13 protein-coding genes are annotated in these 14,452 nt (G+C 62.4%); 10 read left to right on the plus strand and 3 right to left on the minus strand.

What is annotated here, in order from left to right; genetic code table 11:
* Positions 1-95: 95 nt before the first annotated feature.
* From ISP19_RS11465 to ISP19_RS11475, 3 genes are all read left to right on the plus strand, one after another.
* On the plus strand, positions 96-1,019 hold the full coding sequence (locus ISP19_RS11465; protein ID WP_284385256.1) for an aspartyl/asparaginyl beta-hydroxylase domain-containing protein: 924 nt from the start codon (positions 96-98) through the stop codon (positions 1,017-1,019).
* Positions 1,020-1,132: 113 nt separating this feature from the next.
* Positions 1,133-2,032 (plus strand): RNA polymerase sigma factor SigJ, encoded by a 900-nt coding sequence (gene sigJ / locus ISP19_RS11470; protein WP_204682152.1) that lies wholly within the window; start codon positions 1,133-1,135, stop codon positions 2,030-2,032.
* 38 nt (positions 2,033-2,070) lie between these two features.
* Entirely contained in the window at positions 2,071-2,535 is a 465-nt protein-coding gene (locus ISP19_RS11475; protein WP_204682155.1) for a carboxymuconolactone decarboxylase family protein, read from the plus strand.
* Positions 2,536-2,583: 48 nt separating this feature from the next.
* Here the strand turns inward: ISP19_RS11475 and ISP19_RS11480 are convergent, their stop codons facing one another.
* The 3 genes from ISP19_RS11480 to grxC form a co-directional block, all read right to left on the minus strand.
* Entirely contained in the window at positions 2,584-3,597 is a 1,014-nt protein-coding gene (locus ISP19_RS11480; RefSeq protein WP_204682157.1) for an isocitrate dehydrogenase, read from the minus strand.
* Between the two features lie 499 nt (positions 3,598-4,096).
* Positions 4,097-4,489 (minus strand): carboxymuconolactone decarboxylase family protein, encoded by a 393-nt coding sequence (locus ISP19_RS11485; protein ID WP_204682159.1) that lies wholly within the window; start codon positions 4,487-4,489, stop codon positions 4,097-4,099.
* Positions 4,486-4,749 (minus strand): glutaredoxin 3, encoded by a 264-nt coding sequence (grxC, locus tag ISP19_RS11490; protein ID WP_204682161.1) that lies wholly within the window; start codon positions 4,747-4,749, stop codon positions 4,486-4,488. Before grxC ends, ISP19_RS11485 begins: the two co-directional genes overlap by 4 nt.
* A 122-nt stretch (positions 4,750-4,871) precedes the next feature.
* Here grxC and ISP19_RS11495 point away from each other — a divergent pair, with 122 nt between their 5' ends.
* The 7 genes from ISP19_RS11495 to lpxH all read left to right on the plus strand — a co-directional run bounded on the left by ISP19_RS11495 (position 4,872) and on the right by lpxH (position 14,289).
* Entirely contained in the window at positions 4,872-6,587 is a 1,716-nt protein-coding gene (locus ISP19_RS11495) for a M48 family metalloprotease (protein ID WP_379946460.1), read from the plus strand.
* Between the two features lie 108 nt (positions 6,588-6,695).
* Positions 6,696-7,385: a phosphate regulon transcriptional regulator PhoB gene (gene phoB, locus ISP19_RS11500; protein ID WP_115476890.1), complete on the plus strand. Its 690-nt coding sequence runs from the start codon at positions 6,696-6,698 to the stop codon at positions 7,383-7,385.
* A gap of 187 nt (positions 7,386-7,572) precedes the next feature.
* Positions 7,573-8,697: a phosphate regulon sensor histidine kinase PhoR gene (gene phoR / locus ISP19_RS11505; protein ID WP_425489217.1), complete on the plus strand. Its 1,125-nt coding sequence runs from the start codon at positions 7,573-7,575 to the stop codon at positions 8,695-8,697.
* 112 nt (positions 8,698-8,809) lie between these two features.
* Entirely contained in the window at positions 8,810-10,930 is a 2,121-nt protein-coding gene (gene ppk1 / locus ISP19_RS11510; RefSeq protein ID WP_204682206.1) for a polyphosphate kinase 1, read from the plus strand.
* A 232-nt stretch (positions 10,931-11,162) separates the two neighbouring features.
* Positions 11,163-12,665, plus strand: a complete 1,503-nt coding sequence (locus ISP19_RS11515) for a Ppx/GppA phosphatase family protein (RefSeq protein WP_204682208.1) — start codon at positions 11,163-11,165, stop codon at positions 12,663-12,665.
* A 197-nt stretch (positions 12,666-12,862) separates the two neighbouring features.
* Positions 12,863-13,573 carry a peptidylprolyl isomerase gene (locus ISP19_RS11520; protein WP_204682210.1) on the plus strand — a complete coding sequence of 237 codons (711 nt, stop codon included), beginning with the start codon at positions 12,863-12,865 and terminating at the stop codon, positions 13,571-13,573.
* The gene (gene lpxH / locus ISP19_RS11525) at positions 13,570-14,289 is read left to right on the plus strand and encodes a UDP-2,3-diacylglucosamine diphosphatase (protein WP_204682168.1); all 720 of its coding nucleotides are present in this window, start codon (positions 13,570-13,572) and stop codon (positions 14,287-14,289) included. The genes ISP19_RS11520 and lpxH overlap by 4 nt, the downstream gene beginning before the upstream one ends.
* Positions 14,290-14,452: the final 163 nt, after the last annotated feature.

Consider the following 14,452-nt stretch of genomic DNA (forward strand, 5'->3'; position numbering starts at 1 on the left):
AATCCTTGACTTGCGGCCGTCCGGCCACATACTCCGCCCTTGCCCCAGGCGCTATCCGAGCCGCTTTCACGATGGATTTGTTCAGCCCCCGCTTTATCGTTCTCTACGTGCTGCTGGCCTTCGTGCTGTGCGTGCTGCTGGTGCACCTGCGCGGCCGCGCACGCTTGCGCTTCGACCGTCAACTGGTTGATCACTCCGCGGTGTTCGCGCCCTACAACCTGCTGATGTACGCCTTTTCCGCGGTTCCGGCGAGGCCGATTCTCGATCGCCGCGGTTTTCCGCAACTCGATCTGCTGCAATCCAACTGGCAGATCATCCGCGAAGAAGCTTTGCAGCTGTTCGACGAAGGCCATATCCGCGCGGCACAGAACAACAACGACGCCAGCTTCAACAGCTTCTTCAAGCAGGGTTGGAAGCGCTTCTACCTGAAATGGTATGGCGAACCGCTGGCGTCTGCCGAAGCGCTATGTCCGCAAACCGTCGCGCTGCTCAAATCCATCCCCAGCGTGAAGGCGGCGATGTTCGCCACGCTGGCGCCGCATAGCAGACTCAATCCGCATCGCGATCCGTTCGCCGGTTCGCTGCGTTATCACCTCGGCTTGATCACCCCCAACTCGCGCGACTGCCGCATCTTCGTCGATGGTGAAGAGCATGCGTGGGGCGATGGCAAGGATGTGGTGTTCGACGAAACCTATGTGCACTGGGTCGAGAACAAAACCGACCAGACCCGGGTGATCCTGTTTGCCGACGTCGAGCGCCCGCTGCGGACCCGCCTGATGAACGCGATCAACCATCGCGTCGGCGCATTCATGGGCAAGATCACCGCCTCGCCGAATACCGAGTCGCCGGAAGAGAAGACCGGCTTCGTCAACCGCGTATTTGCGTTCAATCAGCGCAACCGCGAGCGCAACCGGGCTTTCAAGAAGAAATATCCCAGGCTGTTCCGCACGGTGAAGTACATCGGCATGCTGCTGTTTATCTGGCTGGTGTTTCTGGCTCCGTGGCCATTCGTGCGTTAGGGATACCAACGCACGGCGCCGATCACGCCCGGATAGGTGTGCCCGCACATCCCACACGGTCACGAAAGCCCTGACTTGCGCGTCCTGGTAGTAGCACCCTTCGGGAAACCGCCGTGGATCCGCATACCGAACTATTCCAGCAGCACCGCCCTCGCCTGCTCGGGCTGGCCTATCGCATGCTGGGTACCCCCGCCGACGCGGAAGACGTTCTGCACGACGCCTGGCTGCGCTGGCATGCGCAGGACAAGGCGAGCCTGGATGATCCCGAAGCCTGGCTGGTGACCGTCACCACCCGCCTTGCCCTGGACCGGCTACGCCGCGCCAAGGTGGAGCGCGAGCACTACACGGGCCCCTGGCTGCCCGAGCCGCTGATCGAGCCGGAAGAAGACCCCGAGGCCAAGGCCGAACACGCCGAAACGCTGACGATGTCGTTCCTGATCATGCTGGAACGGCTCAGCGCGGAAGAACGCGCGGCATTCCTGCTGCACGATGTGTTCGATTACAGCCATGCCGAAGCGGCGGCGATTCTCGACGTTACCGAGGATGCGGCCCGCCAGCGTGCACACCGCGCAAAGCAACGATTGCGCGATGAGCGCGCGCGCTTTACGGCCAACGCGCAAACCCAGCGCCGCCTGCTGGAGCGTTTCGCCCAAGCGCTGGAACGCCCCACCGAAGCCAACCTGCGGGTACTTTTTGCCGAAGACGCCATGCACGTCTCCGATGGCGGCGGCGTGGCGAGGGCCGCGTTACGTCCATTGCAGGGCAGCGAACGGATCGCCCACCTTTACCTGCAGGTAGCCAAGCACGAAAAAGAGCACGATGTGCGCCGGCGCCTGCATATGCTCAATGGCGCGCCGGTGCTGCTGACCTGGGCCGACGGGCAACTGGTCACGGCGACCTGGGTCGAATGCGATGACGACCGCATCGTCGCCCTGCATGCGCTGCGCAATCCGGAAAAGCTGGCCCGGCTGGCCGCTGTCACGAAATCACCGGGTGGCTCGTCCTTGCATTGAAACGGCCAATAACGGCCACTCAACTGAAGGACAAACTCATGCCTCGCTTTTCCTACCAAGACCATCCCGACGCCCTGAAGCCGCTGTTTGCGATGAAGGCGCACATCGACCATTCCGGACTCGATAAGAACCTCATTGATCTGGTGACACTGCGCGCCTCGCAACTCAACGGCTGCGCCTACTGCATCGACATGCACACCAAGGAAGCGCGCGCAGACGGTGAAACCGAGCAGCGCCTCTATCTGCTGCAGGCCTGGCGCGAAGCGCCGTTCTACAGCGCGCGCGAACGTGCAGCCCTCGCATGGTGCGAAGCCGTGACGCGGCTCGATCCGGTCCACGGCGTACCGGATGAGGTGTACGAACAGGCACGCGCGCAATTCAGCGAACGCGAGCTGATGGATCTGAACCTGCTGGTGATCATGATCAACGGCTGGAACCGCATCGCGGTGCCGTCGAAGATGGAGCCGGGCAGCTATCAGCCCGTGCAACGCAAGGTAGCGTGAACCCTGCGAGATAATCCCTCTCCCCGACGGGGAGAGGGAGTGCAAACCTTAAGCCTTCACGCGCTTGACGATGGCTTCGCCAAAGCTCTGCGTGCTGCCCTTGCCACCCAGGTCCGGGGTGACGTGATCGCGGTCATGCTCCATCGTGTCGCGAATCGCCTGACGCAGCTTGTTGCCCTTGTCGACCATGCCGAGGTGATCGAGCATATCGGCCGCCGCCAGCAGCAGTGCGCACGGATTGGCGAGGCCCTTGCCGGCGATATCCGGTGCCGAACCATGCACAGCTTCGAAGATCGCCGCACCCTCACCGATGTTGTCGCCCGGCGCCAGGCCGAGGCCACCGACCAGACCGGCGCACAGATCGGAAAGGATGTCGCCGAACAGGTTGGTAGTGACGATCACGTCGAATTGCTCGGGACGCATCACCAGCTGCATGCAGGTGTTGTCCACGATCATTTCGTTGAATTCGATCTGCGGGTATTCCTTGGCGATCTCACGCGCCACGTTGAGGAACAGGCCCGAAGCGGTCTTGATGATGTTGGCCTTGTGCACGGCCGTCACTTTCTTGCGGCCCTTCTTCACCGCCATCTCGAACGCATAGCGCACAATGCGGGCACTGCCCTTGCGCGTGTTGCGGATCATCGAGGTAGCCACTTCACCGTCTTCCGACATCGTCTGGCCTTCAGCCAGATAAGCACCCTCGGTGTTCTCACGCACGGTGATGATGTCGATATTGTTGTAACGCGCCTTGGTGCCCGGGAAGCTGATCGCCGGACGCACATTCGCGTACAGATCGAAGTGACGACGCAGCGTGACGTTGATCGACGTAAAACCACCGCCCACCGGCGTGGTCAGCGGCCCTTTCAGCGCAATCTGGTGCTTGGCGATAGCGTCGAGCGTAGCCTTGGGCAGCAGATCGCCATGCTTTTCCAGCGCAATCATGCCGGCTTCGACGGTGTCGTAGCTGAGGCCGCAATCCAGCGCATCGAGCACGCTCAGCGTGGCGGCCATGATCTCCGGGCCAATGCCATCGCCCGGGATCACCGCAATGGTCTTGCTCATGGGGGAACTCCTTAGGAATGAAGCGGGGAAACCGGCGCACGGGGGCAGGCGCCTGGTTGAAATCCGCTCAATTATCTCTGATACGCCTGTCGGCGAATAGCCCGAAAGCTCCCGGATGCGTTGCAAATGCTCGCATGGAGCATTGCTCTAATTCGAACGATGTGCTTTTCGCGTTCGCCTCCTCTCCCCCGCGGGGGAGAGGATTGAGGTGAGGGGGACAAGGCTTGCCTCGAATCACCATCGAAGCACCGCCTCCGACTCATCTTCACCGCCAGATTGTCCCCTCACCCCAACCCTCTCCCCGAAGGGGAGAGGGAGAAAAGCATCACACGCGGGAAGAGCACATGGATGTGCTCGGCTTTGAGGAGCGAGGAGAGGATTGAGGTGAGGGGGACAAGGCTTGCCTCGAACACCATCAAAGCAACGCTTCTGACTCACCTTGGTCGCAACATTGGCCCCGCACCCCAGCCCTTGCCCCGCAGGGGAGAGGGAGAAAACATCAAGCGTGATCGCTGCAGCTTTCCGCCTGCCCAGCCGCATCCCCTGCTTCCAACCGATCAAGAAAATCCACCGCACGACGCAAATGCGGAATAACGATCGAGCCACCCACTACCAGCCCAACGCTGAATACCTCGAAGAACTCCTCACGGCTGACACCCGCTTCCTTGCACTGCGCGATGTGATAGCTGATGCAGTCATCGCACCGCAGCACCATGGAAGCGACCAGGCCAAGCATTTCCTTGGTCTTCACATCCAGCGCACCGCCCTTATACGTCTGCGTATCAAGTGCGAAGAAGCGGCGTACGACCTGATTGTCCTCGGCCAGGATGCGCTCGTTCATGCGCTGGCGGAACGCGGTGAATTCGGCGACGCGATCCTTTTCGGTGCTCATGCGACTTCACCCAGCAGTTGCGCCAGCTTGCCGCTGCGGTCAGCGGCGACCAGGTCTTCATAACCACCCACGTGTTGATCGTTCACGAAGATCTGCGGCACGGTACGACGGCCGCCGCTGCGTGTCAGCATGGTCTCGCGCTGTGCCGGATCGGTATCCACGCGCACCTCCTCCCAATTCAGGCCTTTCGCCTTGAGCAGGTTTTTGGCGGCCACGCAGTAGGGGCATACCGCGGTGGAATAGACTTCGATCTTGGGCATCACGAGACTCCGAAATTACTTGCGCCGTAAATGGCGGTGGCGGCCTTTAAAAACAAGCCGTTTAGTGCTGAACTGCAACCTTATGGAAAGGTCCTAGATGATATCTTGACTGGTCTATGACCATGGCACCACGACACCTCCGTAAACGCCTGCTGACCGCTCTGGCGCTGGCCAGCCTCAGCTTTGCCGCCGGCGCCCAGGTTACCCAGGGCACCCAGGACAAACCCGACGACATCCAGCTGCCCGACCTGGGCAGCTCGGCCGACGCCCTGGTCTCGCCGCAGGAAATGCAGGACTACGGCGCCGAGATGCTGCAGCAGATGCGTGCGCTGGACATGGTTGTGGACGATCCGCTGCTCGACGATTACATCAACAACCTCGGTTTCCGGTTGGTCTCCAATTCGGCCAAGCCCAAGGACCACTTCGCGTTCTTCATCGCCAAGGATCCGGAGATCAATGCATTCTCCGCGCCAGGCGGCTACGTTGGCATCAATTCAGGCCTGATCACCATCACCCGTAGCGAGGACGAACTTGCCGCCGTGATGGCGCATGAAATCGGCCATACCACGCAGGACCACCTGCTGCGCGCCTACGAATCGGCCAAGAAAGACACCCCCCTGATGGCGCTGGTCGCACTCGGGGCGATTGCCGCGGGTGGCGCCGGCGGTGGCGAAGCCGCCGCTGCTGCCCTGCTGGGTGGCCAAGGCGCGATCATGCAGAAGGAAATCAACTTCACCCGCAGGGATGAGGCCGAGGCCGATCGCACCGGCATCATGACGCTCTCCAAGGCCGGCTTCGATCCGAACGCCATGGCGGAATTCTTCCAGCGCATGGAAGACGTCATGAGCGCCGATTCCGGTGGCATCGAGGTTCCTTCCCTGCTGCAGGACCACCCGGTCACCGCGCAACGCATCGCCGACGCCAAGGCCCGTGCCGCCGCGCTGATTGTCGAGGAGAAGTCCAAGCCGAGCGGCACGCTGCTGGACAAGGCAAATTGGGACAAGCAAACCGCCCCGATCGCCTATGTGAAGGACCCAACCACGCTGACCAACGTCGACACCAGCGTGCCGAGCCCGAGCAACTATCTGCTGATGCGCGAGCGCGTACGCGTGCTGTCCAACGACCCCTTCCGCATGGACACGTACTACAACGAGCTGCTGTCGCGCAAAGACGGCAGATACAACACCACGGAAAACCATTACGGCTACGCCCTGGCGCTGACCCGCAGCGGCCAGGGAGCGAAGGCCATCCCCCAGCTCCAGCCCCTGCTCGACAAGTACCCGAGCAACCTGGTCCTGCGGCTGGCCATGGCTGACGCCAAGTTCCAGGCGGGTGAGCGCGCCGCCGCCCTGGATCTTTACGCCACCCTGAACACCCAATCCCCGCGCAACAAGGCCATCGGCGTGGCCTATGCCCACGCCCTGACCGTGGGAGGCACCACGGCACAAGCCGCCCAGGCCGCCCAGATGCTGCGACCCATGCTCGAAAATACCGATGAGCCGGATCTTTTCACCGAATACGCCCACGCCAGCGAGAAAGCCGGGGACAGCGTCCGGGCCGGCGAAGCCTATGCACAAGCGAGCTACCTGTCAGGCCGGCCCTTCGACGCCATGGAGCAGCTCAAGACCCTGCTCAAGCGCAAGGATCTGGACTATTACGCGCGCGCCCGCATCCAGGCGCATATCGCTGAAATCACCCCGCTGGTGATGGAACTGCACAAGCGCCGGGTGTCCACGGATGACAATCCGGACGGCAACAACCAGCCTCAGCAACAGCTGGGTACCAATGGCGCATGCAGCGGCCGCCTTTGTTTTAGCCTGGGTAACGGCATACCTTAATGCAGGCGAATTCTGATGATTGCGACAGCGTTTTCACATGGTGTCATTGCCACGTAACATTTCGCCGCTGCAATATTTGCGTCATAGGCCACCCTGATCGGACCCAGCGTGCATAAACGCATCCTTATTGTTGAAGACGAAGCCTCCATTCGCGACATGGTCGCCTTCGCCCTGCGCAAGGCCGGTATGGATACCGCGCAAGCCGCCGATGCACGCACGGCCCAGATGTCCATCGCCGAACAGGTCCCCGACCTGATCCTGCTCGACTGGATGCTCCCGGGCACCAGCGGCCTGGATCTGGCCCGCCGCCTGCGCAAGGAAGAGCTGAGCCGCGAAGTCCCGATCATCATGCTCACCGCGCGCGGCGAGGAAATGGACCGCGTGAACGGCCTGGAAGCCGGCGTGGATGACTACGTGGTCAAGCCGTTTTCCACCCGCGAACTGATCGCCCGCATCAAAGCTGTGCTGCGCCGCAGCCAGGGCGACGATGGTTCGGGCATGGTCGAGCTGGGCCGGCTGCGCATCGATGGCCCTGCACATCGCGTGTTTGCAGGCGATGAGCCGGTGCCGATCGGTCCCACCGAATACCGTCTGCTCTACTTCTTCATGACTCATCCGGAACGCGTCTACTCGCGCGCCCAGCTGCTCGACCACGTGTGGGGCGGCAGCGTGTACGTGGAAGAACGCACGGTGGATGTGCACATTCGACGCCTGCGCAAGACACTTGAGCCGTGGAAGCTCGAGGACATGGTGCAAACTGTCCGGGGTGCGGGCTATCGATTCTCTGCCAGCCCCTGACGCCATCGCCGCCATGCATCGCCCGGTCGACAGCGCCTGGAAACTTCCCCTCGCGCTGATCGGTGGACTGATCATCGGCGGTCTGGCCGGCTGGCTCGCCGGTGGTTACGCAGCGACTGGCGTAGCACTTGTCGCCGTCGCAGAGATTGTCTTGCTACTGACGCACTTGCGTCATATTGCTAAGCCCATGATGAGTTCGTCCCCCCTCATCCCCAACGTAGACCCTGATCAACCCCGGCATGACCGATTCATGATGCGCTCCCGACGCCTAGCCGCCAATCTGCATGATCTGCGCCGCGCCGCTGGCAGCCTGCCGGACGCGATCGTATTGCTCGACCAAGACCAGCACGTGCGCTGGTTCAACCACGCCGCCGAAAGCCTGCTTGGCCTGCGCCGTCCGCAGGATCGCGGCGTCGTGCTGAAAGACAAGCTGCATAACTCCGAACTGGCCGGCTGGTTGCAGGAACCCTCGCCGGAGCCGTTGAACGATGTCAGCGCACCGGGCCAGCCCAGCCGCCACATCAACGTGACCCTGCTCCCGTTCGGCCAGCGCCAGCGACTGCTGTTGGCGCGCGATATCAGCCACATGTCGCGCCTGGAGCAGATCCGCCGCGACTTCGTGGCGAATGTGTCGCATGAACTGCGCACGCCGCTTACGGTGATCCACGGCTATCTCGAATTGCTCGATCCGGAAGATGTGCCCCACCTGGCCCCGGTGCTCAGTGAAATGCGCGCGCAATCCAAGCGCATGGGCCAGATCGTGGAAGACCTGCTGACCTTGTCGCGCCTGGAAACCCAGGATCACGTCGCCGAAGAACGCGTGCCGATGGCGCCGTTGCTGGCCACGCTGCGCAAGGAAGCCGAAGCGCTGAGCCAGGGCCGTCACAGCATCACGGTCGAATCCACCGCCGACCTTGATCTGCTGGGTTCGCAGAAAGACCTGCACAGCGCGCTGTCCAATCTGGTCAGCAACGCCGTGCGCTACACGCCCACCGGCGGTCGCATCACCATCCGCTGGGAACGCACCGCGGAAGGCGCGAATTATTCAGTGATCGACACCGGCTACGGCATTCCCGCCGATCACCTGTCCCGACTCACCGAACGTTTCTACCGCGTATCCTCCAGCCGCTCGCGTGACAGCGGCGGCACCGGCCTTGGCCTTTCCATCGTCAAGCATGTGCTGGGCCTGCACCAGGCGCGCCTGGATATCCGCAGCACGCCCGGCCAGGGCTCCACCTTCACCTGCTGCTTCGGCCGCGAGCGCCTGATGACGCCGGAAGTGCACGAAAGCAAGCCGCTGGAAGGCAATTAAAGAACCCGCGCTTACGCGCAGGTTGCCTTCCGAGCTGGCCAAATTACAGAACGTTGAACAACTTCTTACAAATCCATAGGCGCGGCGGCAGCACATGAGTAAGAATGGGCGGATGCCGCGCCGCCAAGCCATCCAACCTGTCATCCACGAAACGCCCCAGCCCGAGCTGTTCCTCAACCGCGAACTGGGTGCGCTTGAGTTCAATTTCCGCGTTCTTGCGCAAGCCCGCGATCCCGGCATGCCGCTGCTGGAACGCCTGCGTTATCTGAGCATTGTCGCCAGCAATCTCGATGAGTTTTTCGAGGTACGCGTAGCCATGCTCAAGCAGCGTCACCTGATCGGTTCGGCCGCACCGGGACCGGATGGCATAAGCTCCGGCGAGCTGCTGACGCACATTCGCGAGCGCGTGCTCGACCTGGTGGATGCGCAGTACACCGCCTGGCAGAACGAACTGGGGCCGGCGCTGGTGGCGGAGGACATTCATTTCCTCACCCGCAAGCAATGGACCGCGCGGCAACGGCGCTGGCTGCAGGGTTATTTCGAGAACGAAGTACTGCCCGTACTGTCACCGCTCGGTCTTGATCCGGCGCATCCTTTCCCGCGCATTCTCAACAAGACGCTCAATATCGCCGTCGTACTGCAAGGCCGCGATGCCTTCGGCCATGAAGGCCATATGGCCTTGGTACGCGCACCGCGCTCCCTGCCGCGCATCATCCGCATTCCGAACGAAGTAAGCGGCAGCGGCGATCACTTCGTGTTTCTGGCCGAGCTGTTGCAGGCCTTTGTCGACACGATGTTCCCCGGTCTCAAGGTGGCCGGTGCCTACCAATTCCGCGTGACTCGCAACAGCGAGCTGATCGTGGAAGAAGAAGTCGACAATCTTGCGCGCGCACTGACCGAAGAACTGATCGCCCGCGGCTACGCCCGCCCGGTACGGCTGGAAATCGATACGGATTGCCCGCAGTCGATCGTGTCGATGCTGATCGACAACTTCGAACTGGAAGAAACCGACGTCTACCGTTGCGACGGCCCGGTGAACATCATTCGCCTGGGGCTGGTGTATGACGAAATCGATCGCCCCAACCTGAAATTCCCGCGCTTTACTCCGGCCATACCGGCACCGTTCGGCATGACCAAGAAAAAGATGTTCGACACGCTCAGCCAGCGCGACATCCTGCTGCATCATCCCTACGAATCGTTCAGCGCGGTGGTGGATCTGCTGCGCGAAGCCGTGCTGGACCCGGACGTCCTGGCGATCAAGCAGACGCTCTACCGCGCCGGCAAGGACACCCCGCTGGTCGACTTGCTGGTGGAAGCTGCACGCAACGGCAAGGACGTCACGGTGGTAATCGAACTGCGTGCGCGCTTCGATGAGGAAGCCAACATCCGTCTTGCCGAGCGCTTGCAGGAAGCAGGTGTGCAAGTGGTCTATGGCGTGGTGGGTTTCAAGACCCACGCCAAGATGATGCTCATCGTGCGCCGCGAAAACGGGCACCTGCGCCGCTACGTGCATTTGTCCACGGGCAACTATCACCAGACCAACAGCCGCCTGTATACCGACATCGGCCTGATGACCTCCCACCCGGAAATCGGCGAGGACTTGCACAAGGTCTTCCAGCAACTGTCCGGCCTGGGCCCCTTGATCAGCCTGAAACGGCTGCTGCACTCACCGTTCACGCTGTACAAGAGCGTGGTCGAAAAGATCGAGCGCGAAGCGGCGCATGCGCGCAATGGCCGGCCTGCGCGCATCGTGGCCAAACTCAATGCGCTGAACGAAGCACACGTGATCGAGGCGCTGTACGCTGCCGCCCAGGCGGGCGCGGAAGTCGATCTGATCGTGCGCGGCGCCTGCACGTTGCGGCCTGGTATACCCGGGGTTTCCGAACGCATCCGCGTACGCTCCATTGTCGGACGCTTCCTGGAACACAGTCGCGTGTACTGGTTCGGCAACGACGGCGAGCCGGAGGTCTATTGCGCCAGCGCTGACTGGATGGAACGCAACCTGATGCGTCGCATCGAGGTGGCCTTTCCCATTCTCGATCCGGCCTTGGCCCGGCGCGTGTACGACGAAACGCTGGCCAATTATCTCGCCGACAATACGCAGGCGTGGTTACTCGACAGCGACGGGCATTACACCCGCGCCACGCCGGGCGAACATCCACCGCATTCGGCGCAGGAGACGTTGCTGGCATGCGTGTGCGGCGCCGGTCTGGCCAAGACATCCGGCAACTAGCGTATTGATGGCTGGTGTTCGCGTGCGAAAATTAACGCCATCACCTGAGTTATTCTCCACCCTCAAGCCGTCTTCCCGGTACGAGCCTGGATCCCGTCATGAGTAAGGCGTGCAAAGCACTCAACCGCAGTCTTGTGTGCTTTGCACTCCGTATTTCACAGGATCTCCGCCTGCCCCGGTATGACGGTTGTTCCATACCGACCAGGAGCCTTGCGTGAGCCTCGGCGACCCGATGCAAATCAAGGATGGCGAGCTGATGGCCGCCGTCGATATCGGCTCAAACAGTTTTCATATGGTCGTTGCACGCATGGAGCACGGCGAGCCGCGCGTGATCGACCGCCTGCGCGAGACCGTACGCATGGCCGCCGGCCTGCGCGCCGACGGCACGCTGGACGCCGAACACCGCGCCCGCGCCCTCAATTGCCTGGCCAAGTTCGGTCAGCGCATCGCCGGCATTCCCACGGTGCGCGTGCGCGCCGTGGCGACCAATACCGTGCGCCGCCTGGCTTCGCCGCAAGCGTTCCTCACTGCAGCGGAAACGGCGCTCGGACATCCGGTGGAAGTGGTCTCGGGCCGCGAGGAAGGCCGCCTGATCTTTCTGGGCGTGTCGCATGATCTGTCCTCCTCGCGCGACCCGCGCCTGGTTATCGACATTGGCGGCGGCAGTACCGAATTCATCATCGGCCGCGGTCTTGCGCCGATGCACACGGAAAGCGTGCAGGTGGGCTGCATTGCCTCGACCCAGCGCTTCTTTCCCGGCGGCAAGCTCACCCGCAAGCGCTGGCAGCGGGCCCGCGACGAAATCGGCGTGTTGCTGCAGCAGTTCTCCGAGGAATATCTGGAAGCCGGCTGGACCGATGCCTACGGCTCCTCCGGCAGCGCCAAGGCCATCGGTGCGGTGGTGCAGGCCATGAAGCTGTCCGACCACGGCGTAACGCCCACGGCGATCGCCACGCTACGCGACGCCATGCTTGAGCAGGGCCAGATCAGCACGTTGAAACTTCCCGGACTGGCCGAAGAACGCGCCCCGGTGTTCGCCGGTGCGGTGGTGATCTTCGAGGCCGCCTTCGCCGCGCTCGGCATCCAGCGCCTGCAAGTGTGTGAAAGCTCGATGCGCGAAGGCTTGCTGTGGGATTTGATCGGCCGCGCCGGCGGCAGCGATCCACGCACCGCCAGCATCGATGCCCTGGCCAACCGCTACGGAGTCGACCGCGCCCAGGCGAGGCGCGTGGAGTCGACTGCACTGATGCTGTTCGACCAGATTGCCGGCAACTGGACACTCGATGCGGAAGCTCGCGAATGGCTGTCCTGGGCTTCGCGGGTACACGAGATCGGCCTGGCCATCGCGCACAGCCAGTATCACCATCACGGCGCCTACATCCTGCGCAATGCCGACCTGGCTGGCTTTTCGCGGGAAGAACAGCACCTGCTGGCCGCGATTGTGCAGGCGCACCGCCGCAAACCGGACAAGGCCATCTTCGCCGCCCTGCCCCAGCGCTATCGCCAGCTTGCCAAGCAGATCACTGCTTTGCTCCGTCTGGGGGTGTTGTTCCGCCGCGCGCGGCGTGCGGAATCACTGCCGCCGATGCGCCTGTCCGCCACCCGCCAGCGACTCAATCTGCTGCTTCCAGCCGGATGGCTGGATCAGCATCCGCTCAGCCAGGCCGATCTGGAACAGGAAGTTACACCCATGTCGGAGCTGGGGCTGACACTTGCATTATCGGCGGCGGACTGAGCCCCCCGGTATCGATGTCCGCATGCTTGCATGTATGCCCCTCCCCGCAAAGTCGGCAGGTCGCACCGCAAGCTCGTCTGTTCCCTTCCCCCGCTGCAGTCCCCGATTACGGCACGGCCATGTTCAGCACCTGTGAGCCATAGCACCCGCCGGCCGCGTATCATGGGCGGATGTCTATGTCGCGCCGCCCGATCGTCATGCCCAAGCACTTGCTGACCGCACTCCTTCTGCTCGCCACGCCCATCGCCTTCGCGCAGACCGCCAAACCGGCCGCCTTCGTGCAGACCGCCAAACCGGCCGCGACGACAGCCACACCCTCGGCCGACAGCCCAAGCGTCGTGGTGCATACCTCGCAAGGCGACATCACGATCCAGCTGTTTGCGGACAAGTCGCCCAAGAGCGTCGCCAATTTTCTTCGCTATGTGCATGAAGGTTTCTACGCGGGAACCATCTTCCACCGCGTGATCCCCGGTTATCTGATCCAGGGCGGCCTGTATACCAAGGATCTGCAACCGCGACGCACGCATACGCCAGTGCAAAGCGAAGCCGACAACGGCCTGTCCAACTTGCGCGGTACGGTTGCCGTCGCACGCGGCGCCGACCCGAACTCCGGCACATCGCAATTCTTTATCAATCTGGTCGACGATCGCCGCCTCGACTATGCCGGCAACCAAAGCGGCCTGACCTGGGGCTACACCGTTTTCGGCAAAGTGGTGAAGGGCATGGACGTGGTGGACAAGATCGCCAGCCTGCCGACACACGGCCAAGGCCCGTTCGCGGCTGACGTACCCAATCCGCCAGTGATCATCGAAGGCGTCAACGTGGCCGGCGAAGCCGCGCCTGCCTCCTCCAGTTCAACAGCCGCAGCATCGGCATCGGAAAGCCATTCCGCCAAGTCGTCTCCATGAGCACGCTGTTCATTGCCGACCTGCATCTGGACGATAGCCGCCCGCAGATCACCTCGCTGTTCGAACACTATCTCGCGAGCGACGAAGTTCGCCGCGCCGATGCGCTGTACATCCTTGGCGATCTGGTCGAAGCGTGGATCGGTGATGATGACGACGCCGAGCTCCCGCAACGCATCGCCCGCGCGACACGTGCCGTGCGCGATGCAGGTGTGCCGCTCTACTTCATGGTCGGCAACCGCGACTTTCTGCTTGGCCAGGCCTTCGCCGAACGCGCCGGCTTCACCCTGCTCGACGACGGCACGGTGCACGATCTCTACGGCGCGCCGACCTTGCTGATGCACGGCGACGCGTTATGCACGGATGATGTGGCGTATCAAACAGTGCGCCGCAATGTACGCACGCCCGAGTGGAAAGCCCAGGTGCTGGCCATGCCGCTGGACGCGCGCCGCGCGTTCGCCGCCAAGGCGCGCGAAGACAGCCGCGCGCATACCGGCAGCACGCAGGAAACGATCATGGACGTGAACGCCGGTGCGGTGGCGGAGGCCATGCGCAAAGCCGGGGTCAGCCATCTCATCCACGGGCACACTCACCGCCCTGCCGTTCATCAATTCGAGCTGGACGGTCATGCGGCTGAACGCATCGTCCTGGGCGACTGGTATGAGCAGGGCTCGGTTCTGCGCGTCGGGCCTGAAGGGCGTGAATTAAGGGTGCTCTGATCCATTTCGCATTGCTGTGGATTTCGCTGATTGAGACATTGCCTGCGGCGCTTTCGGTCCCTAAAAGGGTCCGAGTCACTTTATCTTTGCTGGCTCAAAGAAAAGTAACTCAAAGAATCCGTAGTGCGCCTGTTCGGTTGATCGCAGAGTAATTTGGCGTATT

Origin of the sequence: Dyella flava (assembly GCF_016904955.1) — a bacterium.
In the GTDB taxonomy this organism is placed as follows: Bacteria; Pseudomonadota; Gammaproteobacteria; order Xanthomonadales; family Rhodanobacteraceae; genus Dyella_B; species Dyella_B flava.

Bases quoted from the DNA above. Each gene is read 5' to 3' on its own strand.
- ISP19_RS11520 (WP_204682210.1), top strand. From the start codon at position 12,863: ATGCCCAAGCACTTGCTGACCGCACTCCTTCTGCTCGCCACGCCCATC.
- ISP19_RS11475 (WP_204682155.1), top strand. From the start codon at position 2,071: ATGCCTCGCTTTTCCTACCAAGACCATCCCGACGCCCTGAAGCCGCTG.
- ISP19_RS11515 (WP_204682208.1), top strand. From the start codon at position 11,163: ATGCAAATCAAGGATGGCGAGCTGATGGCCGCCGTCGATATCGGCTCA.
- ISP19_RS11485 (WP_204682159.1), bottom strand. From the start codon at position 4,489: ATGAGCACCGAAAAGGATCGCGTCGCCGAATTCACCGCGTTCCGCCAG.
- ppk1 (WP_204682206.1), top strand. From the start codon at position 8,810: ATGCCGCGCCGCCAAGCCATCCAACCTGTCATCCACGAAACGCCCCAG.
- lpxH (WP_204682168.1), top strand. From the start codon at position 13,570: ATGAGCACGCTGTTCATTGCCGACCTGCATCTGGACGATAGCCGCCCG.
- ISP19_RS11495 (WP_379946460.1), top strand. From the start codon at position 4,872: ATGGCACCACGACACCTCCGTAAACGCCTGCTGACCGCTCTGGCGCTG.
- ISP19_RS11480 (WP_204682157.1), bottom strand. From the start codon at position 3,597: ATGAGCAAGACCATTGCGGTGATCCCGGGCGATGGCATTGGCCCGGAG.
- grxC (WP_204682161.1), bottom strand. From the start codon at position 4,749: ATGCCCAAGATCGAAGTCTATTCCACCGCGGTATGCCCCTACTGCGTG.
- phoR (WP_425489217.1), top strand. From the start codon at position 7,573: ATGATGAGTTCGTCCCCCCTCATCCCCAACGTAGACCCTGATCAACCC.